Annotated in this window: 23 protein-coding genes; 12 read left to right on the top strand and 11 right to left on the bottom strand. The window is 75.7% G+C overall.

Translation table 11 applies throughout. The features are described from left to right. Nucleotides 1–54 precede the first annotated feature (54 nt). From AMIR_RS42860 to AMIR_RS21505, 4 genes are all read left to right on the top strand, one after another. The gene (locus tag AMIR_RS42860) at nucleotides 55–960 is read left to right on the top strand and encodes a molybdopterin-dependent oxidoreductase (RefSeq protein WP_280956235.1); all 906 of its coding nucleotides are present in this window, start codon (nucleotides 55–57) and stop codon (nucleotides 958–960) included. Next, nucleotides 924–1,898: a molybdopterin-dependent oxidoreductase gene (locus tag AMIR_RS42855; protein WP_280956234.1), complete on the top strand. Its 975-nt coding sequence runs from the start codon at nucleotides 924–926 to the stop codon at nucleotides 1,896–1,898. The genes AMIR_RS42860 and AMIR_RS42855 overlap by 37 nt, the downstream gene beginning before the upstream one ends. Nucleotides 1,899–1,967: 69 nt before the next feature. After that, a complete protein-coding gene (locus AMIR_RS42135) occupies nucleotides 1,968–2,303 on the top strand; it encodes a molybdopterin dinucleotide binding domain-containing protein (protein WP_245554532.1) in 336 nt (111 codons plus the stop codon). Between the two features lie 71 nt (nucleotides 2,304–2,374). Next, entirely contained in the window at nucleotides 2,375–2,665 is a 291-nt protein-coding gene (locus AMIR_RS21505) for a hypothetical protein (RefSeq protein WP_015803058.1), read from the top strand. 72 nt (nucleotides 2,666–2,737) lie between these two features. On the opposite strand, the gene AMIR_RS21500 is transcribed toward AMIR_RS21505, so the two are convergent. Further along, nucleotides 2,738–3,733 (bottom strand): helix-turn-helix domain-containing protein, encoded by a 996-nt coding sequence (locus AMIR_RS21500; RefSeq protein WP_015803057.1) that lies wholly within the window; start codon nucleotides 3,731–3,733, stop codon nucleotides 2,738–2,740. 146 nt (nucleotides 3,734–3,879) lie between these two features. After that, nucleotides 3,880–4,842 carry a GlxA family transcriptional regulator gene (locus tag AMIR_RS21495; RefSeq protein WP_015803056.1) on the bottom strand — a complete coding sequence of 321 codons (963 nt, stop codon included), beginning with the start codon at nucleotides 4,840–4,842 and terminating at the stop codon, nucleotides 3,880–3,882. Between the two features lie 96 nt (nucleotides 4,843–4,938). Between AMIR_RS21495 and AMIR_RS21490 the strand changes: the two genes are divergently transcribed. Beyond that, nucleotides 4,939–5,637, top strand: coding sequence for a DJ-1/PfpI family protein (locus AMIR_RS21490; protein WP_015803055.1), 699 nt, complete (start codon nucleotides 4,939–4,941; stop codon nucleotides 5,635–5,637). A 282-nt stretch (nucleotides 5,638–5,919) separates the two neighbouring features. Here the strand turns inward: AMIR_RS21490 and AMIR_RS21485 are convergent, their stop codons facing one another. From AMIR_RS21485 to AMIR_RS21475, 3 genes are all read right to left on the bottom strand, one after another. After that, the gene (locus AMIR_RS21485) at nucleotides 5,920–7,113 is read right to left on the bottom strand and encodes an acyl-CoA dehydrogenase family protein (RefSeq protein WP_015803053.1); all 1,194 of its coding nucleotides are present in this window, start codon (nucleotides 7,111–7,113) and stop codon (nucleotides 5,920–5,922) included. A gap of 14 nt (nucleotides 7,114–7,127) precedes the next feature. Beyond that, nucleotides 7,128–8,342 carry an LLM class flavin-dependent oxidoreductase gene (locus AMIR_RS21480; protein WP_015803052.1) on the bottom strand — a complete coding sequence of 405 codons (1,215 nt, stop codon included), beginning with the start codon at nucleotides 8,340–8,342 and terminating at the stop codon, nucleotides 7,128–7,130. 92 nt (nucleotides 8,343–8,434) lie between these two features. Beyond that, on the bottom strand, nucleotides 8,435–9,331 hold the full coding sequence (locus AMIR_RS21475; RefSeq protein WP_015803051.1) for a LysR family transcriptional regulator: 897 nt from the start codon (nucleotides 9,329–9,331) through the stop codon (nucleotides 8,435–8,437). Between the two features lie 196 nt (nucleotides 9,332–9,527). Between AMIR_RS21475 and AMIR_RS21470 the strand changes: the two genes are divergently transcribed. Continuing rightward, nucleotides 9,528–10,139 (top strand): flavin reductase family protein, encoded by a 612-nt coding sequence (locus AMIR_RS21470; protein ID WP_015803050.1) that lies wholly within the window; start codon nucleotides 9,528–9,530, stop codon nucleotides 10,137–10,139. 230 nt (nucleotides 10,140–10,369) lie between these two features. Here the strand turns inward: AMIR_RS21470 and AMIR_RS21465 are convergent, their stop codons facing one another. The 6 genes from AMIR_RS21465 to AMIR_RS21440 all read right to left on the bottom strand — a co-directional run bounded on the left by AMIR_RS21465 (nucleotide 10,370) and on the right by AMIR_RS21440 (nucleotide 17,840). Then, the gene (locus AMIR_RS21465) at nucleotides 10,370–13,537 is read right to left on the bottom strand and encodes a DUF4132 domain-containing protein (RefSeq protein ID WP_015803049.1); all 3,168 of its coding nucleotides are present in this window, start codon (nucleotides 13,535–13,537) and stop codon (nucleotides 10,370–10,372) included. A gap of 106 nt (nucleotides 13,538–13,643) precedes the next feature. Continuing rightward, on the bottom strand, nucleotides 13,644–14,405 hold the full coding sequence (locus tag AMIR_RS21460; RefSeq protein ID WP_015803048.1) for an alpha/beta fold hydrolase: 762 nt from the start codon (nucleotides 14,403–14,405) through the stop codon (nucleotides 13,644–13,646). Nucleotides 14,406–14,433: 28 nt separating this feature from the next. Then, complete coding sequence (locus AMIR_RS21455) at nucleotides 14,434–15,777, bottom strand: FAD-binding oxidoreductase (protein ID WP_015803047.1); 1,344 nt, start codon at nucleotides 15,775–15,777, stop codon at nucleotides 14,434–14,436. Beyond that, complete coding sequence (locus AMIR_RS21450; protein WP_015803046.1) at nucleotides 15,774–16,592, bottom strand: sulfurtransferase; 819 nt, start codon at nucleotides 16,590–16,592, stop codon at nucleotides 15,774–15,776. Before AMIR_RS21450 ends, AMIR_RS21455 begins: the two co-directional genes overlap by 4 nt. An 87-nt stretch (nucleotides 16,593–16,679) precedes the next feature. After that, on the bottom strand, nucleotides 16,680–17,489 hold the full coding sequence (locus tag AMIR_RS21445; protein ID WP_041838122.1) for a YwqG family protein: 810 nt from the start codon (nucleotides 17,487–17,489) through the stop codon (nucleotides 16,680–16,682). Between the two features lie 81 nt (nucleotides 17,490–17,570). After that, on the bottom strand, nucleotides 17,571–17,840 hold the full coding sequence (locus AMIR_RS21440; RefSeq protein ID WP_041836920.1) for a prealbumin-like fold domain-containing protein: 270 nt from the start codon (nucleotides 17,838–17,840) through the stop codon (nucleotides 17,571–17,573). Nucleotides 17,841–18,204: 364 nt separating this feature from the next. On the opposite strand from AMIR_RS21440, the gene AMIR_RS21435 reads away from it, so the two are divergent. From AMIR_RS21435 to AMIR_RS40460, 6 genes are all read left to right on the top strand, one after another. Further along, nucleotides 18,205–18,933 carry a class I SAM-dependent methyltransferase gene (locus AMIR_RS21435; RefSeq protein WP_015803044.1) on the top strand — a complete coding sequence of 243 codons (729 nt, stop codon included), beginning with the start codon at nucleotides 18,205–18,207 and terminating at the stop codon, nucleotides 18,931–18,933. Between the two features lie 293 nt (nucleotides 18,934–19,226). Next, a complete protein-coding gene (locus AMIR_RS21430; protein WP_015803043.1) occupies nucleotides 19,227–20,072 on the top strand; it encodes an NYN domain-containing protein in 846 nt (281 codons plus the stop codon). Between the two features lie 591 nt (nucleotides 20,073–20,663). Beyond that, nucleotides 20,664–21,401 (top strand): helix-turn-helix transcriptional regulator, encoded by a 738-nt coding sequence (locus tag AMIR_RS40465; RefSeq protein ID WP_240438605.1) that lies wholly within the window; start codon nucleotides 20,664–20,666, stop codon nucleotides 21,399–21,401. Between the two features lie 73 nt (nucleotides 21,402–21,474). Beyond that, nucleotides 21,475–22,224, top strand: a complete 750-nt coding sequence (locus AMIR_RS21420; RefSeq protein WP_049796913.1) for an Orn/Lys/Arg family decarboxylase — start codon at nucleotides 21,475–21,477, stop codon at nucleotides 22,222–22,224. 175 nt (nucleotides 22,225–22,399) lie between these two features. Next, nucleotides 22,400–23,149, top strand: coding sequence for a GAF and ANTAR domain-containing protein (locus AMIR_RS21415; RefSeq protein ID WP_015803040.1), 750 nt, complete (start codon nucleotides 22,400–22,402; stop codon nucleotides 23,147–23,149). Nucleotides 23,150–23,293: 144 nt separating this feature from the next. Next, nucleotides 23,294–24,040: a hypothetical protein gene (locus tag AMIR_RS40460; RefSeq protein ID WP_015803039.1), complete on the top strand. Its 747-nt coding sequence runs from the start codon at nucleotides 23,294–23,296 to the stop codon at nucleotides 24,038–24,040. Nucleotides 24,041–24,396 lie beyond the last annotated feature (356 nt).

Raw genomic sequence — 24,396 nt, 5'->3', positions numbered from 1 at the left:
AGTCGGTACCGTCGGCCAGGGGGCGGACCGGTGTCCAACGGGTGGGAGCGGTTGATGGGGCAGAGCCGGGAGACCAGCGCGCACTGGGGTTCCTGCCTGGTGGAGGTCGACGGCGACGGGCTCACCGCGCGCCCGCACCCCGACGACCCCGACGCCTCGCCCGCGATCGGCAACGTCGACGCCTACCGGCACCGCTCGCGGGTCACCCGGCCCGCCGTGCGGCGGCGCCGGCTGGAGAACGGGCCCGGACCGGACGGGCGGCGCGGCGACCCCGGCGACGAGCACGTCGAGGTCGACTGGGACACCGCGCTCGACCTGGTCGCCGGGGAGCTGCGGCGGGTGCGCGCCGAGCACGGCCCCAGCGCGGTGTTCGGCGGCTCCTACGGGTGGGGCAGCGCGGGAAGGCTGCACCACGCGCAGAGCCAGCTGCACCGGTTCCTCAACGTCACCGGCGGGTGCACGCGGTCGGTCGGCGACTACAGCAGGGGCGCGAGCCTGGTGCTGCTGCCGCGCCTGATCGGCGGCGCCGCCGCGCTCGACCTGCGCCGCAGGCCCGCGTCCTGGCAGCACATCGCCGCGCACACCGACCTGCTCGTCACCTTCGGCGGGCTTCGCCGCTCCAACACCTGGGTGGCGCCCGGCGGGCACAGCAGGCACCTCGGCTCCGCCCTCGCCCGCGCCGCCGCCAGGACCACGGAGGTGGTGAGCCTGTCGGCGTGGCGCGACGACGCGTGGGACGGGCTGGGCGCCGAGTGGGTCGGCGTCCTGCCCGGCACGGACACCGCCGTGTCCCTCGCGCTGATCCACGTGCTGGTGGTGGAGGGCTTGGCGGACGACGAGTTCCTGGCCCGCTGCGCGGTCGGGGCCGACGTGGTGCGCGCGCACGTGTCGGGGCGGGACGACGGGGCGCCCAAGACCCCGGAGTGGGCGAGCGGATCAGCCGGACGCCCGCGCCGGTGATCCGGGACCTGGCGCGGCGGATGGCGCGCGGGCGGACCCTGGTCAACGTCGCGTACGCCGCGCAGCGCGGGGAGCGCGGGGAGCAGGCGGTGTTCGCGGCGCTGACCCTCGCGGCGTTCCTCGGGCGGATCGGGTCGCCCGGCGGCGGGTTCGCGCACGGGTTCGGCTCGATGGGCGACTACGGCGTGGGCGTGGCGGGACCGCCGCTGCCGACCTTCCCGCAGGGGAGCAACCCGGTGCCGGACTTCATTCCGTGCGCCAGGATCAGCGACCTGCTGCTCGACCCCGGCGCGACGATCCCGTACGACGGCGGCGTCGTGCGCTTCCCCGACACCCGGCTCGTCCACTGGGCCGGTGGCAACCCGTTCCACCACCACCAGGACCTCAAGCGGTTGCTGCGCGCTATGTCCACAGTGGACACCACGGTGGTGGACGAGACGCACTGGACCGCCACCGCCCGGCACGCCGACGTGGTGCTCCCGGCCGCGAGCAGCCTGGAGCGCGACGACCTCGCGGCGGGCGCGGGGGACCGGCGGCTGCGGGCGGTGCGGCGGGTGCTGGAACCGGTCGGGCAGGCCCGCGAGGAGTTCTGGATCCACGCGCGGCTCGCGGAGCGGCTCGGCGCGGGGGGAGGCGTTCACCGAGGGGCTCGACTCGCGCGGCTGGCTGGAGCGGATCCACGAGCGGTGGCGGGCCGCGCCCGGCTCGCCGCCCGCGCCGTCGTTCGACCGGTTCTGGCGCGACGGCGGCGTCGACCTGCGCGCCGAGCCGTACCGGGACGCGGTGTTCACCGACTTCCGCGCCGATCCGGAGCGGTTCCCGCTGGACACGCCCAGCGGGAAGCTGGAGCTGGTCTCGGCCGTGATCGCCGGGTTCGGGCTGCCGGACGTCGCCGGGCACGCTGGGGGCCCGGCCAATCAAAAGAACAAACCCGCTGAGCTCCGACGGGGAACCGCGGTGCGGCGGTTCGTGGTCTCGCGCTGCTGCGCAGCGCGGGGCGGGAACCGGTGCGGCTCAACCCGGCCGACGCCCGCGCGCGCGGTCTGCGCGCCGGTGATGTCGCGCTCGTGCGCAGCCCGCAGGGCAGCCTGCTCGCCGGGGTCGCGCTGGACGACGGGCTGCTGCCCGGTGTCGCCCGGATGCATACCGGCGCCTGGTGCGACCCGAGCGCGCCGCACGTGGCCGACTGCGTCGCGGGCAACGTCAACGTGCTCACCCGCGACGCCCCCACCTCCACGCTCACCCAGGCCACCAGCGGGGCGCACGTGCCGGTCGCGATCACCCGGCACGACGGCGAGCTCCCGCCGGTGCGGGCCCACGACCCCCCGCTGTCGCTCGGGTGACGGTCGCTCAGGTGACCGTCGCCCGGCGGGGTGGCTTTGCTACGGTGGGTCGACCGGAGAAGGGGGGCCACGTGAGCGACGCCGAGCGAGCCCCCGAGCGGACCTCCCGGCGGTCGGCCAGCCGGGGCAGCCTGTCGCTGGCGCTGACCGCCCTCACCCTGGCCAGCCTGGTCCTGCTCTACCCGCTCGCCCCCGTCCCCGCGCTCGCCGCGCTGGTCAGCGGGGTGCTCGGGATGCGGGTCAAGGGCGAGCCGAAGGTGCGGCACCTGGTGGCGTGCGTGGTGGGCGGGTTCGTGCTGCTGCTCTTCGCGGCGGCGCTGGTCGAGCTGCTGCCCGTGACGACCACGGTGACGGTGCGCTGAGCCGCGACGGCGTCCCCCGGAAGCCCCCCACCCCGGTGCCGCGGCCCCGCCGTCACCGCCCCAGCGGCCCGGTCACCGCCCCCGCAGCGTCCGAGACGGCGGCTCCCCGTGCGCCTCCCGGTAGTGCGTGCTGAACACCCCCGGCCTGCTGTACCCCCACCGCAGCGCCACCTCGGTCACCGTCGTGCTGCCCGGCTCCGCCGCCAGGAGCTGCGCCCGCGCCCCGTCCAGCCGCACCCGCCGCAGGTAGGCGGTCGGCGTGGTCCCCAGGTGCCTGCGGAACGCCAGCTGGATCGCGCGCGGCGTCACGTGCGCCGCCGCCGCGATCTCCGCCGCGCTCAGGTCCCGCCCCGCGTTGGCCTCGATGAACGCCACCGCCCTGCGCACCGTGCGCGGGTGCGCGTCGCGGCTGTCCGCCGCGCTCGGCCCGACCGGCGCGGTGGTCGGGAACGCCGCCAGCACCGCCGCCGCCAGGTACCGGGTCGCGGCCCCCACCAGCAGCGGGCTCGCGGTGGCCCCCGGCGCGGCCAGCACGTCGTCCCGCACGTGGTCGATCACCCTCCGCAGGGTCGCCGCGGTCACCGCGTCGACCGGGCGGTGGTCCAGCAGCCGCACCTGCTCCTCGCCGCCGACGACCTGGTTCAGCAGCGCCGGGTCCAGCATCGTGATGCTGTACCGCGCCTGGCGGGCGCGCCCCTGGTACGGCCGGTCCGGCTGGGCGAACGAGAACAGGTCGCCCGGCCCGAACGTCCCGGCCTCCCGCCAGTCCGCGGGCCGGTGCCGGTCGATCACGCCGGTCCGGATGTCGCACAGGCAGATCTTGCCCAGCGGCTCCACGCTGTAGTTCATGTCGAACGTGAGCGCCACCTCGTCCGCGCTCACGGCGCCACCGGCCACCCTGGTGATGCGCGCCCCCGACCGCCCCGTCGAGCTGCCGATCCGCAGCGGCGCGTAGTGCTTGATCAGGAACTCCTCGGTGGTCTCCAGGTCGGTGCTGTCGAACACCACCTGACCCCCGTCACCCCCGTCCTCCCGCGAGCCCTCCACCCGCTCGTGCCCCGCCTCCACCTGCGCCAACCTCCTCCCAGCGTCGCCCGGCCCGCGCCGGGACGCACTGGAGAGGATGCCAAAACCGGGGTGCCCCAGGTGGATGCCGTCCCTCCACGAACGGGTGAGATGGGTCGGGTGGGCAAGCGCTCTCCGCAGCGGCCCGCTTACCCGCGCCCACCGCTGAACGAGCGCCGGTACTCGCGCGGTGTGGTGCGGGTGAACCGGCCGAAGTGGTGCCGGAACGTGCTCGGCGAGCGGAACCCCACCTCGCGCGCGATCCGGTCCACCGGCAGGTCGGTCACCTCCAGCAGCTCCTTCGCCCGGCGCACGCGGGTGCGCAGCAGCCAGTGCACCGGGGTCGTCCCCACGCCCGCGGCGAACCGGCGGCTGAACGTGCGCGGGCTCATCGCCGCGTGCCTGGCCAGGTCGGCCAGCGTCAGGTCCTCGGCCAGGTGCTCCTCGGCCCAGCGCAGCGTCGCGGCCAGCTCGTCGGGCCGCGCGGGCGTGCGGTAGTCGATGAACTGCGACTGGCCGCCCTCCCGCCGCATCGGCGCGACCAGGTAGCGGGCGGTGGCCGCCGCGACCCCGGCGCCCAGGTCCAGCTCCACCAGGTGCAGGCACAGGTCCAGCGCGGCGGTCACCCCGGCCGCGCTGTACACGCCGTCCTGCCCGGTGAACAGCCGGTCGGTCTCCAGCCGCACGGCCGGGAAGCGGCGGGCGAACTCGTCGGCGAAGTGCCAGTGCGTGGTCGCCGGGCGGCCGTCCATCAGCCCGGTGGCCGCGACCGTGAACGCGCCGACGCACAGCGAGGCCACCCGCGCGCCGCGCTCGTGGGCGGCGAGCAGCAGGTCCCGCACCCGCGCCGGGGGAGGGTCGAGCGAGCCGCCGGTCGCCGGGACCACCACGGTGTCCGCGCCGTCGGCCCACGACCAGTCGTGCTCGGCGCGCACCGAGAACGACGGCGGCCCGGTCAGCGCCGCGCTCGGCGCCCACTCCCGGCTCCCCACCACGCCCACCCGGTAGGCCGGGGCTCCCCGCTTGAAGTTCGCGATCTCGAAGACCTGCACGGCCGTGGCCAGCTCGATCCCGACCACGTCGTCCTGCGCGAGTACCGCCACCCGGTGCATGGCGCGATCTTAGAACTCATTGGCGTTCACGCCGCTCACCCGAGCGGGCGGGCGCGGGCACGCTGAGGAGGTCCCGACCAACCAGGAGGTCACCCGATGTCCGCCGAACGGCCCGTCGTCGCGATGCTGCTCTACCCCGGCTTCACCCACCTCGACCTGATCGGCCCGCACGCGGTCTGGAGCCCGTGGATGGACGTCCACCTGGTGTGGCGCACGCTCGACCCGGTCGCCTCCGACAGCGGGCTCCGGGTGGTGCCCACCACCACGTTCGAGGACTGCCCGCGCGACGTCGACGTCCTCTTCGTCCCCGGCGGCACCGGCACCGGGGACGTGCTGCTCGACGCCGGGGCGCTGGCGCTCACCGCCGAGCTGGGCGCGAGCGCCCGCTACGTCACCTCGGTGTGCACCGGGTCGCTGGTGCTCGGCGGCGCGGGCCTGCTGGACGGCCACCGCGCGGGCACGCACTGGGCGTTCCGCGAGCTGCTGGCCCCGCTGGGCGCGCAGGTCGTGCCCGAGCGGGTCGTGGTCGACCGCAACCGGATCACCGGCGGCGGGGTCACGGCGGGCATCGACTTCGGGCTCACCGTCCTGGCCGAGCTGCTCGGGGAGCCGAGGGCGCGCTTCACCCAGCTCGGCCTGGAGTACGACCCCGCCCCGCCGTTCGACTGCGGCAGCCCGGAGAAGGCCGGACCGGAGCTGGTCGAGCAGGTGCGGGAGGTGTTCGTGGGGGACAACCGGAAGATGGAGGACGCCGTGACCGCCCTGGCCGCCGCGCGCTCGGGCGCGCCCGCCTGAGCGCGCGGCGGGGAATCCCTGCGGGTGGCCCGGTAACGGTTGTGCCGGGCCACCCGCAGCTCACCCCATCGCCGTCACGGCCGCGTCGCAGGCCCGCAGCGCCGACGGCGCCACGCGGCGCACGCGCGGGTCCCCGTCGTCCAGCAGCCCCTGGAACACCCCCTGGCCGCGCTCACCTCCCGTGCTGCCACGCGGCAGTGCTCGGCATCGCCCCCGTCGCCGACGTGCACTCGTACACGTCGCCCTGGTGGTGCACCGCCCCCGACGAAAACGCCCGCGCCGCTAGCCCGGCGCCCCGTGGCCCAGCACCCGCCGTCCGGCCGCCAGCAGCGCCGCGTCCTCCTGCGGCGGGTGCACGCGCACGCACAGCACGTCCCGCAGGTGCCGCTCCAGGGGGTTGCGCCGGGACAGCGCCGGGTTCCCGAGCGCGGCCACCGCCGTCTGCACCGCCGCGACCACCGCCCGCGCGATCGACGCCTTGACCACCGGCAGCTGCGGCAGCACCGACTCGTCCCCGGCCTCCACCCGCAGCAGGGCGCCGTGCAGCAGCGTCTCCGCGACCGCGATCTGCGCGTCGACCTCCCCGGCGACCACCTGGATCCGCTCGGTGGTCGCGATCGGCCTCCCCAACCCGGCGGGCGCCCGCGTCCGGGCGAAGTCCACGAACGCCGTCCGCGCCGCCCGCGCGACCCCGACGTACAGCGCCGAGTGCGCGAACCCGCCCGGCCCGGTGGTCGCGGCCGGGTCGCGGTAGCGGCCGTCCGCGCCGCGCGGGATCTCCACGAACGCCTCCTGCGGCAGCTCGACGTCCCGGTACACCACGTCGTGCGTGTTGGAGGCCCGCAACCCCAGGTGGTCCCAGGTCTCCACCCACCCGATGCCCGGCAGGTCCGCCGCGACCAGCGCGTGCCCGACCCTCGGCGGCTCGACGCCCGGCTCCTCGGCCACCACCCACACCACGTGGCACACCAGCGCCGAACCCCCTGTGGCGTAAGCCTTCCGGCCGTTGAGCACCCACCCGGACGCGGTGCGCCGCAGCGTCGTCGCGGGCAGCCCACCACGCGCGGGCGCGCCCAGCTCCGGCTCGGCCCGCACCGCGTTCACCGGCGCGGGCCCGCGCGCCGACCGCTCCAGCACGTCCGCGTACAGCCCCTCCGGCCAGTGCGGGCGCGCGGCCTCGGAGGCGTGCGCCGCCAGGGTGTTCGCCGCGATCAGCGCCACCGACGGGTCGCCCTCGCCCAGCGCGGTCAGCACCCGCGCCACGTCCCGGTGCCCCAGCCCCGGACCGCCGTGCCGCCGCGCCACCGACGCGGTCAGCAGCCCGGCCCGGTGCGCGACCTCCAGGCCCCGCAACGGGATCGCGCCGCTGCGGTCGTACTCCTCGGCGGTCGCCGCGACCTCCGCCGTGACCCTCGCGAGCGCGCCCTCCGACAGGTCCGGCGTCGGAAACCCTTTTGCCGCAACAACCCCGGTCACCGCACCGACCCCTGTCACTGCCCTGCCGCCGCGAACCGCCGGTAGTCCTCGCCGTAGTTGCCCAGGTGCTCGGACTGGAGCGTCCCGCGCGTGCCGGTCGCCTCGCGGTGCGCGAGTTCCTGGCGCACCAGGGGAAGCACGTGCTTCCCGTAGTCCACCGCGTCCGCGAGCGTGTCGTAGCCCCGGATGCTGACCAGGTCCGCGCCCCGGTCCACGTAGTCCAGGATCGCCGCCGCCACCGTCTCGGGCGAGCCGACCAGCGCCGTCGACGCGCCCGCCGCGTTCGTCACCGCCGCCGTCCTGGTCCACAGCGCCCGGTCGTACAGCTCGGACCGCTCGGCGAACGACAGCGCACGCTGCGACCCCACGTTCTGCGGCGCGTGCTGGTGGTGCTTCTGCTTGCCGTACGCGGACTTCGCGAACGTCTCGCCGATCCTCGCCACGTACTCGTGGGCCTTGCGCCACGCCAGCTCGTCCGTCTCGGCGACGATCGGGCGGAACGTCACCCAGATCCTCGGCAGCGTCGTGCGACCGGCGGCGCGCGCGATCGCGTGCACCCGCTCGATCTCGCCGCGCAGGTCGTCCAGCGGCTCGCCCCAGAAGCTGAACACGTCCGCCTGCTCGCCGCCGACCTGGAACGCCTGGTCGGACTGGCCGCCGATCGAGATCGGGATGGTCTCGCCGTGCGGGGCGAAGCCGGGGCCGAAGTCGTCGAACCGGTAGAACTCGCCCTCGTGGCTGAACGGCGCCCGCTCGCTCCAGGCCCGCCGCAGCAGGTCGACGTACTCGGCGGTGCGCGCGTAGCGGCGGTCCTTCGGCAGGTAGTCGCCCTGCCTGGCCTGCTCGGCGTCGCTGCCGCCGGAGATCAGGTGCACCACCGCCCTGCCCTCGGTGAGCTGGTCGAGCGTCGCGAGCTTCTGCGCCGCCACCAGGGGGAACGTGGTGTTCGGGCGCAGCGCCACGATCGGCCTGATCCGCTCGGTCAGCTGGCCGACGGCCGAGGCGACGACGAACGAGTCGGCGCTGTTCGAGCCGTAGGGCAGCAGCGTGTAGTCGTAGCCCCCGTCCTCCAGCGCCCGCACGTACTTCCGGAAGTAGTCGAGGTCGATCCCCCTGGTGGGGACCGGGTCCAGCTCGGTGGACGGGTTCAGGTGCGAGAGGCTGATGAACTCGACCTTCCGCGCCGCGGTGTCGGGGATCTGCGGGGTGAAGACGGGTGCGCTGGTCACGGCCCCGAACGTAGGGGCCGGTCGCGGCGGGCGTCCAAGACAAGAGCGCGATGGGTTCCGATAGTGCCGGGTTATGGTCGGCCGCCGCGCGATCACGCGCCCTGCGCCGCCGCCGCGCCCGGCACGAGCTGCAGGTGGGGCCGCTGCGCGAAGAACTCCACGCCCGCGCTCAGCGCCGCCCGCTCCACGCCCGCGTCCAGCCCGCGCCGCGACACCATGCGCAGGTGCGTCGTGCCCGCCTCCGGCAGGTCCGAGCACACCACGAGCCCCTGCGGGCGCGACCCGGCGTTGGGCAGCAGCGCCACCCCGAGCCCGGCCCTGACCCCGGCCAGCACGCCCTCCAGGGTCGTGGACTGCGCGGTGACCTGGACCTGGTGGCCCTCGCCGGTCAGCACGGACAGCGCCCGCTCCCGCAACCCGCACGGCTCCTCGAACGCCACCAGCGGCCACGTCCCGCTCGCGCCGTCGGGCTGCCAGCCGCGCGCGGCGTACCACACCAGCGGCAGCCGCCCCACCAGGTGACCGGGCCCCTGGCCGCCGGGGTCGAGCACGAACGCGAAGTCCACCGCGCCCTTGTGCACCGACTCGGCCAGCTGCGTGGACCGCCCGATCTCGAACCGCGTCGAGCAGTCCGGGAACGCCTCCCGCAGCGCCCTGATCATCTCCGGCAGCACCTGGCCCGCGCTGTGCTCGGTCGACCCGACCACGATCGTCCGCTCCGGCCGCGCCTCCAGCCTGCGCAGCGACGCGTCGTGCACCTCGATGATCCGCCTCGCCTCGGCCAGCACGCGCTCGCCCTCGTGCGTGAACCGCATGTTCCGGCCGTCCCGCTCGAACAGCTTGCGCTTGAGGCCGCGCTCCAGCAGCCGCACGTGCTGGCTGAGCGCGGGCTGGCTGATGTGCCTGACCGCCGCCGCCTTGCCGAACCCACCGCACTCGGCGATCGCGACCAGTGTCCGCAGGTGTTCGAGGTCGAGTGAGTTCGCCATGCCCCCGATTAGAGCCGACCCCGGTGGTCGTGGGACACCGCTGCCGGCATGTGGGACTCGTCCGCGCCACCCCTTGACCGGGATCGATCCATCGCGCTCCCGCATGGGAAGCGATCGAGGAACGCTCTTGGACGCGGCGCGCGGGGGCGGGCGAGGCTGGGGTGGACTGCGGGTCGGAGCCGGGGAGGGGAGCGCCATGGGCCACGAGGTCGCGCGTGATCGGGCGGCGGTGCTGGAGGCGGCGCGCGGGGCGGGGCCGGAGCGGGCGGCGGCGCCGGGAGCGGTGAGCGAACCGAGTTCGGAGCGGGCGGCGCTGTCGGAGGCGGGTCGTGGAGCTGGCTTGGACCCGGCGCGGCTGCGGGCGGCGTTCGGCGCGTTCCCGAGCGGCGTGGTGGCGGTGGCGGCCGAGGTCGGCGGCAGGCTCGTGGGCCTGTGCGCGAGCTCCTTCACGTCGGTCTCCCTCGACCCGCCGCTGGTGTCGTTCTCGATCGCCACGGGCTCCCGGACGTGGCCGTCGCTGCGCGGGGCCGCCCGGATCGGCGTGACCGTGCTGGCCGACCACCACGGCCTGGTGGCCCGGCAGCTCGCTGGTCCCGCCGAGGACCGCTTCACCGGGCTGGACCCGGTGGTGGGGGAGGGCGGCGCGGTCACCCTGGCGGACGGGGTGGCGTGGTTCGAGACGTCCCTGGAGCGCGGCGTGGAGGCGGGCGACCACACCATCGTCCTGCTGCGCCTGCACTCCGCCGCGCACACCCCCGGAACCCCGCTGGTGTTCCACCACAGCGGTTTCGGCCTGCGCGCCTGCTAGCGCGGCCCCGGTGTTCCGTATCGTGCGAACCGCACCCCTTCGGCGGCAGCCGCGCGTCCTCCGACTGGCTGCGGGAGCGGTTCGGCTGGGCGGTGGAGCGCGGCTGGGCGCGCGCCATCGAGGAGCACGCGGGCGACGACGAGCCGCTCGACGTGTTCTTCCGGCTCGCCGAGGAGCACCGGCGGGAGCAGCTGCCCGACCCGCGCGCCCGACCCGCGCGCCTGACCCCGTCAGCGCGCCAGGGTCCCGCCCACGTCCGCCAGCAGCTCCGACACCAGCACCGGGTCCAGCCCGCTGAACGGCGGGTCGCCGGGGTCGCGGCCGGGACCGCCGGTCGCCGACAGGCGCAGCTCGCCCAGCAGCAGGTGCGGGAGGTGCTCGAAGGACGAGAACGGCAACCCCCGGTCCAGGTCGAGCAGCGCCCAGCGCCCCTCGTCCAGGCGCCTGCGCAGCCACGGCGGCGCGGACGGCGCAGCGGAGGCGTCCCGGCTCCAGCCCTTGCCGATCAACCCCAGCAGCCTGCCCGGCGCGGCCTTCTCCCCGGCGAAGCGCGACAGCGACGACCCCGCCCGCTCGGCCTCGGTGAGCGCCGCCCACGGCCTGCCCAGCTGCGGGAACGGCTGCACCACCTCGTAGTCGGCGAACAGCTCCGACCACACCGGGATCGCCCCGGCCAGGTGCAGCGGGTGCGCGAGGCCGATCACCGCGTCGTCGGCGAGCTCCACCAGCGCGTCCGCCACGTCGGCCGCCGTGCGGTCCTCCGCCAGGCGGAACGGCCGCGGCCCGTCCTCGGCGAACACCGCCCACACCAGCCGCAGCGCCAGGTGGGACAGCAGCGGGTGGGTGGTGAACAGCGCGCGGAACTCGTCCCCGCGCCACCGCCTCCCCACCACCATCGCCCGCTCCAGCCGCTCGGCCTGCTCGGCGGCGACCTTCGTGATCTCCTTGCGCAGCAACGAGAACCGGGCGCGCGCGGCGGCGGCCAGCTCCGGGTCGTCGGTCGCGGCCGGGGTGGGAGCGCTCTTGCGGCGCCTGCCGTCCGGGAGCACCACCAGCGGCGTCAGGGACCGGTCGAACTCGACCGGGAAGGAGCGCGGCCCGTAGTCCAGGACCACCCCCGCGCCGATCCCGCAGTCGGGGACCAGCCGGTCGGCCAGCTGCTCAGGGTCCAGCCCCGCCCCGGCGGCGGCGAGGGCGATCGCCTCCGCCGCCCGCTCCCGCAGTCCCTTGGTGGAACCCTTGCGCGCCAACAGGTCCACGGCCCGCAGCGCGGTGTCGGTGCCGATCGAGCCGAGCGCGCCCAGCCCGGTCACCGCACGCTGGAACGCCCCCTCACCCGGCCAGCGGTCGATCAGCCCGGCCAGCTCGCGCGCGGTCTCGTCGTCGCCGATCACGCCCTGCGCGGTCAGCGCCCAGCCGCCCGCCGGGAGCGCGCCCTCGGCCAGCCAGGCGCGCAGCAGCGCCCGGCCGAACGCCGCCAGCGACGCCGGGTCGCACACCTCGCGCACCGGGACCAGCCCGGCGCGCCGGGCGCGCTCGTCGGGCACGGCCAGCACCGCCAGCAGGTTCGCCACCGCCGCGGCGGGCAGCGCGGGACCGCCGTCGCGCAGCAGCACCGGCGGCAGGGTGAGCGGGTTCGCCCACTCCGGCGTCGACGGCCGGGTGCGCGGCAGCAGCGCCAGCGGGTCGCGGTCGAACAGCGCGCGCACCCCGGCCTCCGCCCCCGGCCCGTACTCGGCGGCCACCGCCAGCACCGCGTCCTCGCCGAGGTCGTCCGCGACCAGCCGCAACGCCCGCTCGGCGGCCCGGCGCGGGCCCTCCCGCGTCCCCAGCGCGGCCGGGACCAGCGGGCGCGCCGCCTCCACGCCGTGCCGGGCGAAGTAGGCCGCCGCCGGGCCGCGCATGGACTTGAGCCGGTCGCCCCACTCGGCGAACAGGGTCGCGATCGCCGCGCTCACCAGCGGGGCCGCCACCTCGACCGCGCGGTCCCGCCGGGTCGCCCCGACGTGCGCGACTACACCCGCCGCGTCCACCCCGAACCGGGCGACCAGCCGCGGTCCCCAGGCCCAGAAGCCGCCCGCGTTCTCCGGCCGCCACGCCACGACCACCCGCCGGGCAGGCTCCTCGGGCGCGAGCAGCAGCACCGGGTGCCCGGCCTGACCGTCGTTCGCGCGCGCCACCTCGTCGAGCGCCCGCGACCAGTCGGCGGGCGCGGTCGGGTCGGTGAGCAAGGAGAACAGCTCCCGCTCCAGCCACTCCTCGCGCTCACCCGGCCGCCACACCACGCCGGGCCGGTCGATCGGCGTCAACCCCGGCACCACCACCCGCTCGACCACCGGGGCGACCTCCCACGGCGGGTCGACCAGCGGGCGCGGCAACCGCACCGGCTCGTCGGCACGCGCCTCCGGCAGCGGGTCGGCGGGCGCGGGCAGCAGCTCCGCCGGCGCCAACCTCGCGGCGCGCTCGGGGAAGCGCTTCACCGCGTCCCGCAACGGTTTCACACCCGGCGGACCCTGCCCGGCCAGCACCGCGAACGCCTCGTCCAGCGGGAACTCCGCGACCAGCCCGAGCACCCGCTTGCGGGCCGCCGCGGGCAGCCGGGGCAGCCACCGCACGAGCGTGGGCAGCACGCCCTCCGGCCCCACCGCGTCGACCAGGGTCGGCAGCACCCAGGACGGCGCCGTCACCCCCTCGACGGGGCAGCGGTCCACCAGCGCCTCCAACCACTCCCGGTCGCCGACCGAGCCCAGGAACAACCAGGGCGTGATGAACGCGGACCTGAGCCCCGCCAGCTCCTCGAACAGCGGCCCGACCCAGCCGGTCTCGGTGGGCAGCAGGAACGCGGCCAGGGTGCGGCCCCTGAGCGTGCCCCGGTGCGCGGCCACCCGCTCGACCGCCGCCGCGTGCTCGGCGTCCGACGCGGCGGCCAGCGCGTGCCGCACGCGGGCGAGCGGCCGGTGCCCCGCCCAGCTCCACTCGACGGCCTCGGTGTCGAACCGGCCGGTCAGCGCCCCGTCGCGGTCGATCCGGTGCAGCGCGGAGCAGAGCGCCGCCTCGGCGGCGAACACCACCCCGTGCTCGGCGACCCACGCGTCCACGAAGCAGGCGGTCTCCTCCGCCTGCCACGTCCCCGAGGCGTGCTCCACGATCCGGTGGACGATCCCGGCGCTGACCGGTCCGGGGGCGGCGAGGTGCTCCTCCAGGGCGTTCGCGAGCGCGCCGCCGCGCCCGTCCTCGGCGAGCGACTCGCGCGCGGCGGCGATCAGCCCGCGCACCCGCTCGGCGGCGTCGGGCGTCAGGGCGCGCCCCTCACGCCCGTCACCCCGGCGCGGCAGGACCTGCCGCGCCTGCGCCCCGCCCATCACGTAGGCGTCCTCCGAGGACACTCGCCCACCCATGCCCGACCCCCTGCGACCCGATACCGGGACGATAGCGGCGGGCACCGACGATGTCGGGGTTTTCGCAGGTCCCGGCTCCTGCGGAGGGTGACCGGGCGGACACGGGCTACCTGGCCCTGCGGGGCACCTCGGTGGTCTCTGCCTCCGGGAGGTCCGGGCCCAGGCGCAAGCGCTCCAGGAAGCGGACCACCAGGGCGGCGGCGGTGCGGTGGGTCTGGTTGTTCAGCGCGTCGTGCGCGGTGCCCGCGATGCCCACCAGCTCGCCGTCCGGCAGCCGGGAGAACCAGTCACGGGAGGCGTCCGCGCTGGTCAGGGGGTCGTCCACGCCGCGCAGGCCCAGGACCGGGACCACCACGTCCTCCGGTGCGGCCCGCTCCGCCCAGTCCGGGGGAGGCGCGGTCCACAGGCTGCCCCGGTGCAGCGCGGTCTCGTCGGAGAGGCGGGCGCGGTGGGTGGGACAGGTGGTGCGGGCGTCCAGCTCGGACTCCCAACCGGGCGCCTGCCCGTCAACCGGCTTCCCGACCTGGTCCCCGACCTGGTCCCCGAGCGGCAGCCCGGCCAGCACCGCGCCGTCCGCCGCGACCGCGCCCTCGGCCAGCAGCAGCGCCGCGAACAGCGCGCCCGCGTCCGAGCCGAGCAGCACGTGCGGCCTCGGCGCGTCCCCCTCGTCCGCCAGCACCGCCTTCACCTCCGCCGCGACCCCGGCCGGGTCGAGCGCCGGGTCGGCGGTGATCCGCACGCGGTAGGCGTCCGCCGCCAGGCGCGCGCCCAACCGCTCGTACACGGCGGCGCCCTCACCCCGTCCGGGCAGCACCACGACGGTGCCGCGCGGGCCCAGGTGGGCGGGGTTGTCGTACGAGGTGGTCATGCTCGGCTCCCAAGGTCGTGGTGCGCCATCAGCCGATGGCCTTGCCGGGGTTCAGGACGCCCGCCGGGTCGAACACCGCTTTGATCCGCCGGTGCAGCTCCAGCACCGGCTCGCCCAGCTCCGCCGCCAACCAGGGCCGCTTGAGGGCGCCGACGCCGTGCTCGCCGGTGAGCGTGCCGCCCACCGCGAGCGCCTGCTCGAAGATCGCCGCGACCGCGCGCTCCACCCGCTCCGGCGGTGCGCTGCCGGCCAGCACGATCGGGTGCAGGTTGCCGTCGCCGACGTGCGCGAACACGAAGATCCGCACCCCGGTCGCCTCGGCGATGCCCCCGATCGCCCGGATCGTCTCGGCGATCCGGCCCCTGGGCACCGCGACGTCCTCGATCAGCACCCGCCCGTGCCGCTCGATCGCGGGCAGCGCGGCCCGCCGGGTGGCCACCAGGCGGGCGGCGACCTCGGGGTCGGTGGTGGTCTCCAGCGCGGTGGCGAGCGGCCGGACCACCCGCGCCGCCTCCGCCAGCTCCTGCTCCGCACCGAAGCCGTCGGTCTGGAGCAGCAGGAACACCTCGCCCCTGCGGTGCAGGTCACCGCCCTGGGCCTGGTCGACGGCGCGCAGCGTCGGCCCGTCCAGCAGCTCGGCGGTGGACGGCCGGACGCCCGCGCGCTGCAGCGCGGTCACCGCCGCGACGGCGTCCTCGGCGGTCGCGAAGAACGCGCCGGCGGTGGCCGTGCGCACCGGCAGCGGTGAGAGCCGCAGCGTCGCCCCGACCACCACCCCGAGCGTGCCCTCGGACCCGACGACCAGCCCGGTCAGGTCGTACCCGGTGACCCCCTTGACCGTGCGCCGCCCGGTGCTGACCAGCGACCCGTCGCCGAGCACCACGTCGAGCCCGAGCACCGCGTCGCGGGTCACCCCGTACTTGACGCACCGCAGCCCGCCCGCGTTGGTGGCGATGTTGCCGCCGATCGTGGAGAACGCGGCGCTCGCCGGGTCGGGCGCGTACCGCAGCCCGTGCGCGGAGGCGGCGGCGTCCAGGTCGGCGGTGACGACACCGGGTTCCACGACCGCCAGCGCCTCGTCGGGCCGCAGCTCGGTGATCCGGTCCAGGCCGGACAGGTCGAGCACGATGCTCCCGTCGCCGGCGAGCGCCCCACCCGCGACCCCGGACCCCGCGCCCCTGGGCACGACCGGGACGCCGTGCGCGGCGGCGTGCGCGACGGTCCGCTGGACCTCCACGACGGACTTGGCGAACACGACCAGCCGGGGCGTCCCGACCGGCACACCGCCCGAGCGGTCCGCGGACGCGCGCGCCAGCTCGGCGGGGTCGGTCGACCAGGAGGACAGCCCACCGGTCAACCCGTCCAGGCTCACGCCCCCACCTCGACCGGCCGGTCGGGGTCCGAGGACCACTGGGACCACGAGCCGGGGTACAGGGCGGCGTCGATCCCGGCGATGGCCAGGGCGGCGACGGTGTGCGCGGCGGTGACGCCGGACCCGCAGTACACCGCGACCGGCTTCCCTGGCGTCACGCCGAGCACGGCGAACCGTCGCGCCAGCTCCGGGGCGGCCAGGAAAGTCCCGTCCGGCGCCAGGTTCTCCCCGGTGGGCGCGCTGACCGCGCCAGGAACGTGCCCGGCCCCGGGGTCGACCGGCTCGACCTCGCCCCGGTACCGCTCACCGGCCCGAGCGTCCAGCAGCACCCCGCGCGCGGGCCAGGTGGCCGCCTCGTCGGTGGTGATGCGCGCCAACCGGTTTTCGGAGACCACCACGTCCCCCGGCGTGGGGACGACGTCCCCGCGCTCCACCGGGAACCCGCCTGCGACCCAGGCGGCGAGCCCACCGTCGAGCAACCGCACGTCGATCCCCGCGTCGCGGAGCACCCACCAGGCGCGTGCGGCGGCGAGGTTGCCCGAGTCGTCGTAGACGACGACCTGGTCGCCGACGTTCACGCCCCACCCGCGCAAGGCGCTTTGCACCGCGTCCAGGCCGGGCAACGGATGCCGCCCGTCACCGGGCCCACGCGGACCGGCGAGGTGCGCCTCCAGGTCGACGTGCACGGCGCCCGGCAGATGACCGCTGAGGTAGGCGGGCCGCCCGTCCGGGGCGCCGAGCGCCCAGCGGACGTCGAGCACCCGGAACCGGGGGAACCGCCGGTGCAGCTCGGTTGCGGAGATGATGACCGTCACGCCCCGGATGCTAAGCGCGCCAAGGCATCGGGCACCGCAAGGAAATTCTTATGGGTACCGATGGGAAACTCCGCCCGGTTCTCGGGGTCACCCGCAGTCCTGCCGGTGCGCGTTGGGCCGGTCCGGGCAGCTCGGGCACTCGAACACGTGCACCGCGCCCAGGTCGCCGATCTCCAGTCCGGGATCGGCGATGGGGCTGCCGAAGTCCTCCAGCGGGGTCCACGAGCGGGATTCGGGGTCGGCCTCGTAGGAGGCCACCGTCAGCAGCATCCGCATCGGGGTGGCGCAGCCCGTGCAGGTCGGCCAGTCCGGTTCCTGGCTCCAGAACGGGTAACCGAGGAGCTTCGTGCCCGGCGCCACCGACAGGTCCGCGTCGTAGTCCCACCCGGTCTCGGCGGCCACCCGGTCGATCCGCTCGTCGTCACGCGCGTCGACGGGCAGCTCCGCGCTCGGGTACTCGACCACCAGCTCCGGGTGCACCACGCACGGGCGCGGGATCAGGTTGTGCTGCAACGACTCCGGTTTCGGCGGAGCCGTCAGCGGTACGCGGACGGCGCTCGCGTCACGCCAGACCACCAGTGGCAGCACCCAGCCGTCCGCGTGGTCGTCGGACTGGCACCACAGCAGTTGCAGCAGGGTGGCGCCGGGCGGGAAGTCCAGCGCTCCCCAGGTGTCCGCGCGGAAGACCTGGAGCACGGGCACCAGCACGTCCGCGTGCTCCGCGCACGTCGGCCAGGGTTCGCCCTCGGGCCACAGCAGGGGCCCACCGACCGAGCTGTCCCAGACCGTCGGGGCGCCCGCGCGCGGGTGCAGGCGAACCGTGCCCCTGCGGAACGGCGCCACCTCGGGGAAGACGCGCTCCACGTCCAGCGGGCGCGGGGGAGTCGTGCGGGTCACGGGGCCAGCCTGCCAGGACCGGCCCGGCACCGGGGAGATCACCCGTTCCTCCGGTGGTCGGAGGGGCGGGTGATCGGGATGTCACGCCGGGATGACCCGGAAGCGCTCCTCGTATCCGCAGTTGCGGCATGAACCCACCCACGTGGTGCTCGCGGGCGACTCCAACACCCGGCCCCCGCCCGGCGCCACCACGTACTTCCCGGCGGGAACGCCCGTGAACACGGCCTTCCCTGTCGCGTCGGTGACGGCGCCGACCACGATTCGCGGGTCCAGCGCGTCCACCAGGTCGACCCGCAGGCCCGCCACCGGCACGTCCTCGCCCTGCACCAGCACGATGGACTTGTCGGCCACCCGACCGGGAACGCGGGCGATCGTCGACGAGGACGGGCGCCCGCAGCGGCAGGCCCGCGAACCGGTAGCCGCCGTAGTCCTCCGGCTGCCGCGTCACCGGTGTTGGTGATGGTGAACTGGACCGGCACGTCCTGGCCGAGCACGTACGGGCCCGCCGGGATCGCGACGTCGAGGGACAGCTGGGCGGTGGCCGCCGAGGCAGGCGCGGTCAGCGCGCCGAGCGCGACCAGAACCGTTATCGGCCGAGCGGGTGGGGTCCCGCGATCGACCGAACCTCCGGCACTGCGGACCTCCGCCCTTGCCCGGTAGGGGTGGTCCAGCCCAAGACTGGACGGAGCCGTCACCCGACGTCCCCGGAGGCACCGTGCCCGACCACGCCGACCCCGACCTCGTCCACCGCATGTTCCCCCGCCTCGGCGCCGTGCAGGCCCAGGCCCTGGGGACCTCGGACCTGTTCGCCCGCATCTACGCCGACGAGACCTGGCGGTCCGAGCGCGGGCAGGTCGACGCCTCGCTGTCCGGGCCCGGTTCCGACCTCGTGCAGACCGCCGTGCTGCGCGCCGAACTGCCCGAGCTCGTCGCGGAGCTCGGGGTGCGCAGCTTCCTGGACCTCCCGTGCGGCGACCTGTTCTGGATGTCCCGCACCCCGCTCGACGTCGAGCGGTACATCGGCGCGGACATCGTGCCCGCGGCCGTCGAGCGCAACCGCGAGCTGCACGCCGCGCCCGGACGCGAGTTCCTCGTGCTCGACCTGGTCAACGACGAACTCCCGCAGGTCGACCTGGTCTTCACCCGCGACTGCCTGGTGCACCTGTGCGACGCCGACGTGCGCGCGGCCATCGCCAACGTCAAGCGCAGCGGCGCCCGCTACTTCGCCGCCACCACGTTCCCCGGCCGGACCAACTGGCCGGACATCACCACCGGCGGCTGGCGCCCGCTGAACCTCGCCGCCGCGCCGTTCGACCTGCCCGAACCGGTGCGGGTGATCACCGAGGGGTGCACGGAGCGCTACCTGAGCGTCGAGGGCGGGCGTGAGGTGGAGCGCTCGTTCGAGGACAAGTCGATCGGGGTGTGGGCGGTCGACGGGGTGTAGGTGGGGAGAATGCGGGCGTGGACATCCGGATCGACGCGGTGGGGCCCGACCTCGGACCCTTCCGCATCGGCCCGCGAGGGGGTCCGCCTGTGGCGCGCGGGGATCTCCCTGTTCGAGCTGTCCGAGGACGAGGTCGTCGCCCTCTGGCGCCCCCTCCGGTCCGCCAGCGACGACGACCCCCAGGGGGTGCCTCCAGTCGGTGCTCGTCGGGGTCCGCGGCTACTGCGACGGGCCGCCCCCGCCCGAGGTCGCGGCCGACTGATTCCAGTCGACCGGTCGGATAAAATCGCGCCGTGGGTGAGAGCGTGCGCATCGGGGTGTTCTACGACGGGACGTGGTTCGCCTACCTCAGCGACTTCTACGCCACCACCCACCCCCGGCGCGCGCGCGTCTCCCTCGACGGCTTCCACGACGCGCTGCGCTGGCACGTCCACCTCGCCGAGGGCGTCCCCCTGGACGACTGCGTGATCCGCGAGGCCCACTACGTGCGGGGGCGCATCGAGACGCCCGCCACCGGGTTCGACGAGGCGCTCGCCCTCGCCGGCATCACCCGCCACGACCTTCCGCTGCACGGTGGCAAGGAGAAGGGCGTCGACGTCCACTTCGCCCTGGAGACCTGGGACCGCGCCGTCACCGCCGGACTGCGCTGGGTCGTCCTGGTCACCGGCGACGCCGACTTCACCCCGCTCGCCGCCCGCCTGGTCAAGCGCGGCGTCCGGGTCCTCGTGCCCGTCGCCGACCCCCGGCGCGCCCCGCAGAAGTGGCCGGAGAACGGCCCGCGCACCGCCGCGCCGCTGCGCGCCAACGCCACCGACACACCCAACTTCGACGCCCTGTTCGCCCCCGCCGACCAGGGTGACTACCCGCTGCGCTCACCGTTCACCCGCACGACCACCCCCGTCGCCCCGTCGGGCGGGGCGCCACGCGGCCGTCGCTACGGACGGATCACCGGCTGGCGCGACGACCAGCCCCACGGCTTCATCACCGACACCCGAGGCGGCTCCTGGTACGCCTCGCGCGACGACCTGCCGGGCGGCGCGCCGATGCTGCCGGTGGGCACGCAGGTGTCGTTCACCGGCTCGCCCGCGCCGGGGCCGGGGCGGAAGTACCCGCGCGCGCAGGCGATCGAGCTGGCCTGAGGTGGGAGGGGGTGCTAGGTGAGCGGGGGGCCTCGGTGGCCACCGCGAGCTGAAGGACGGGCCCCACCTCACGGCAGCACCGGAGCTCCCCGGCTTTCCGGTCGTCCGCCGAACGTTCACCTCACCAGGGGAACCCGCCGATGCCCGCCACCCGGACCGGACCACCGCACCCCGCCCCGTCCACACCGGAACTGCACCTCGCGCGTCATTCGCATGACCCGCCCCGCGCCCCACCCCCACCCGCCCCGAATCCCGCGTCGCCGCCCCCGGCGAACCCGCTCCGGGAATCCCGGTGATCGTCACCCAGCGTCCCCTGTGGAACGTCTGCCGAGGTCGGACGCCCGTTGCCGATTTCGATGCGTGATCGCAGGTCGGCGGTGACCTGCCCGGCGGATATCGGGGCGGGGATTCGGCTAGCCTGGGTGGCGCGCACGGCTTGGCGGTTCACCCGGCTGCCGGGTTTTTTGTCACCAAATGTATTTGCACGCTTTCGGACTGTTCCTTGTCTTACCGCAGGGGGAGAGACGTCAGGGGGAGGGACCTATGCGGGAAGTGGCCGCTGAAGGGCGCTTCGACGGGTGGGAACAGCTGGTGGGTCTCCGGGTCGTCGGCGTCGGGGCGGCTTCGCGCGAGGCCCGCGACCTCAGCATGAAGGAGTGGGAGACGCTCGGCGTCGGGCTCGGGATGCCGGTGCTGCGCGCCCGCGTGGACGACCCCGAGGTCCCCTACGGCGGGTTCATGGAGGCCATCAACCCGGCCTCCGGCGAGCACGGCGAGATGCTGCGCAAGCTGTTCCGCAAGCTCGACGAGCGCGGCTGGGCGCGGATCATGCTCGGGTTGACCGAGGAGGACGTGCAGCGCGTGGTCCGGGCGGCGCTGGTCATCGTCGGCGGGGAGACCGGTGTGGTGCTGGCGCTGGACGACGCGCACCACGCCGACGCGCGCACCCTGGGACTCCTGGAGTACCTGGCGGACAGCGCTGCGCGCGTCCTGCTGGTGCTCGGCCACGACCCGCTCAACGGCAGCCCCCGGCTGGCCGCGCTGCTGGCCAAGACCCGCAACCCGGACGCGACCGAGCGGCTCGCCCGGATCTTCGAGCTGCCGCCGGACCGCGCGGGCTACCGGCTCACCCGCCGCGAGGCGACGGTGCTGGAGGGCGTGGCGCAGGGCCTGACCGACGACACCATCGCCGACCGGCTCGCGATCTCGCCGCGCACCGTGCACCGGCGGCTGCGGCACGTCTCGCGCAAGCTCGGCACCGAGACCGAGGACCGCGAAGTGGTCGTCGAGCTGGCCAAGTCCGCGGGGCTGCTGCCCGGCGAGGACTGAGCGGGGCGCGGGCGGGCGGGGTTCACCCGTCCGGTCCCGTTGCGAGGCCTCCCCTCGGGGCGCACGTCCGGTCGTGGACCACGGGCGGGCACCGGTGCTGGAGGCGGTCGAGCGGTACCACGAGCGGGGCCACCTCCCGTTCATCCCACCAGGTCACAAGCAGGGGCGGGGCGTGGACCCGCGCGTGCTCGACGTGCTCGGCGCGGACGCCGTCGCCGAGGCCCTCGACCGCGCCCCCGACGCCGCCGGGATGCTGCTGATCACCCCCACCGACTACGGGACGTGCGCGGACATCCGATCGGTGGCCACTCTGTGCCACGACCGGGGGAAGACGCTGATCGTGGACGAGGCGTGGGGCGCGCACCTGCCGTTCCACCCCGACCGGCCCGCCCGGGCCATGGACGCGGGCGCCGACCTGTGCGTGACCAGCGTGCACAAGATGGGCGCGGGACTGGAGCAGGGCTCCGTCTACCACCTCAGGGGCGACCGGGTCGACCCCGACCTCGCCGCGCACGCCCCCGACCCGCCCCGCGCGGCCCGCGTCGACGTCCCCGACCCCGGCGAGCTGGAGCTGGAGCAGGCGGTGCTGCCGCGCGAGGCGTTCTTCGCCGACGCCGAGCACGTGCCGCCGGAGCGCGCGGTCGGCCGGGTGTGCGCCGAGACGATCAGCCCGTGCCCGCCGGGCGTGCCCGCCGCGCTGCCCGGTGAGGTGATCACCCAACCGGTGGTGGACTACCTGCGCAGCGGCCGGGACGCGGGCATGTACCTGCCGGACCCGACCGACTCGGACCTGGAGACCGTGCGCGTCGTGACCCGGCCCTGACCGGAGGCCCTGACCGGGGCCCAGACCGGAAGCGCTGAACCGGAAGCGCCTGCCTGCGGCGCTGACCGGGCCGGGTGGCCGGGGGTTCGCCCGGTCACCCGCCCCGGCGCTCCGGGGTAAAATCGACGCGACGGCCGGTGGCGCGGTGCCCGGTCGCTGTGGCCGAGGGGGACCGATGCTCCGGGACGGCGGTGGCCTGTCCGACGAGGGGACCGAGCTGCTGCTCAAGCAGCTCGACGGGGTCACGCGGACCCTGCTGGACGTGCGCACGGCGGCCGAGGCGCTGGGCAAGGTCGTGGACGCGGCGACGCAGGTCATCCCCGGCGCCGACCTGGCCAGCATCACCCTGCGCGCCTCGGACGGCTCGTTCTCCAGCCCCGTCGAGACCGACCCGGTCGCGACCGAGCTGGACGGGGCCCAGTACCGGGACGGGCGGGGGCCCTGCGTGGACACCGCGCGGCCGGACGGGCCCGGTTACGCCGAGAGCGGCGACCTGCGGGCCGAGCCCAGGTGGCCCGGTTTCGCCGCCGAGGCCGTGCGGCTCGGCTACCACTGCGTGCTCGCCACCGAGCTGCTGCCGTCCGAGGGCGGGGTGTCCGGCGCGCTCAACGTGTACTCGCGCGAGACCGGCGCGCTCACCGCCGACGACCGGCACGTCGCGCTCCTGCTCGCCACGCACGCCTCGCTCGCCCTCGCGCACGCCCACGCCGCCGAGGTCGCCGACCTGCGGCAGGCCCAGCTGCGGCGGGCCGTGGACAGCCGGGACGTCATCGGGCAGGCCAAGGGCATCCTGATGACCCGGCGCGGGATCAGCGCCGACGAGGCGTTCGCGCTGCTGCGGCGCACCTCGCAGGACCTGAACGTGAAGCTGGTCGACCTGGCCAGGACCCTCGCGGACCGGCACGACCAGCTCGACCGCCGGTGACCCGCCGGTGACCGTCCGCGCTCGCCCCGCGCACCCGCGCTGACCAGGCGGGAGACCAATCCCGCAAACCGCTGCCGCGGGCGGCGCGCGGCGTCTACCGTCGTCCGGTCGGGCTGTCCGGCGCGCGCGGGCGGAGGAGGGGCGATGGCCGATCCGGGCCAGTTCTTCAGCAGGTACGGGGAGCAGTTCGCCAGGGCGCAGCGCGCCGAGGGCGCGGACGGCGAGCCGGTCGCCACCTTCCGGGTCGTGGTGAGCAGCGCGGACGGCGAGATCGCGGTGACCGTGGACGACTCGGGGCACCTGGTCGACCTGAAGCTGGGGGAGTCGCTGCGCCACCACGACGGCGCGGCGGTGGCGGCGGAGGTGCTGCGGCTGCTCCAGGCGGTGCGGGCCAAGAGCGACGTGGTGCCGGAGCGGGTGAAGCCGTCCGCGCAGGCCAGGGCGGACGCGGAGCGGTTCTCCGGGCAGGTGCTGGAGTCCGCGGTCGAGACCGCGCGCGAGCCGGTGCGCGAGCCCGCGGCCGAGCCGGCGCGTGAACCGGCGGTCGAGCCGGTGCGCGAGCAGGCGCCCGACCCCGCGCCCGAGCCGTCGGCCGACCCGTTCGGCGAGGGCGACCACCCGCGCCCGGCGGGCCACCTCCGCCCGGCCGACCCGCCCCGCACGGGCGGCCTGCTGCGCCCCGTCGACCAGCCCCTCCCGGTCGAACCCGCCCGCCCCGGCGGCCACCACCGCCCGGCCGACCCGCACCGCCAGGCCGAGCCCAGGCACACCGAACCCCGCAGGCCGGAACCCCGCAGGCCCGAGCCCCGCCAGGAACCGCCAGCGGCCGAGGACGGCAAGCCGAGGATGCCGCTGTTCCCGCCGCCCGCCACCCCCAGGCGCAATCCCTAGACCCCGCCGGGGGATTTTCGTCCGACGTCGGATAAACCACGAGCACAACGCACGGGGAATTCCCCGGCTCACCGGTACCCGCCAGGGCCGTGAGACCGTCGGACGCCCCCGTTCGCCGCCCGTGCCCCGTCCCGCGCCGGCCGGCCACCTGACCCCACCCCGCCCACCTGCGCCGATCCCCTCCGCGCCCCCTGCCCCCGCAGGTCGGCACGCGGTGCTCCGTTCAGCGGCGGGTGGTTAGTAGGGTTTTGAAATCGGTGTTCCGGGTGCTTCCTGCGGCGATTACGGAACGTGCGTCGAACATCCGGCTGTGACACGTTTTAACCCTAATCGGACCATTGTGTAACAGCTTTGCC

The organism is Actinosynnema mirum DSM 43827, assembly GCF_000023245.1.
GTDB classification, from domain to species: Bacteria; Actinomycetota; Actinomycetes; order Mycobacteriales; family Pseudonocardiaceae; genus Actinosynnema; species Actinosynnema mirum.
This window is presented reverse-complemented; position numbering and strand designations above follow the sequence as displayed.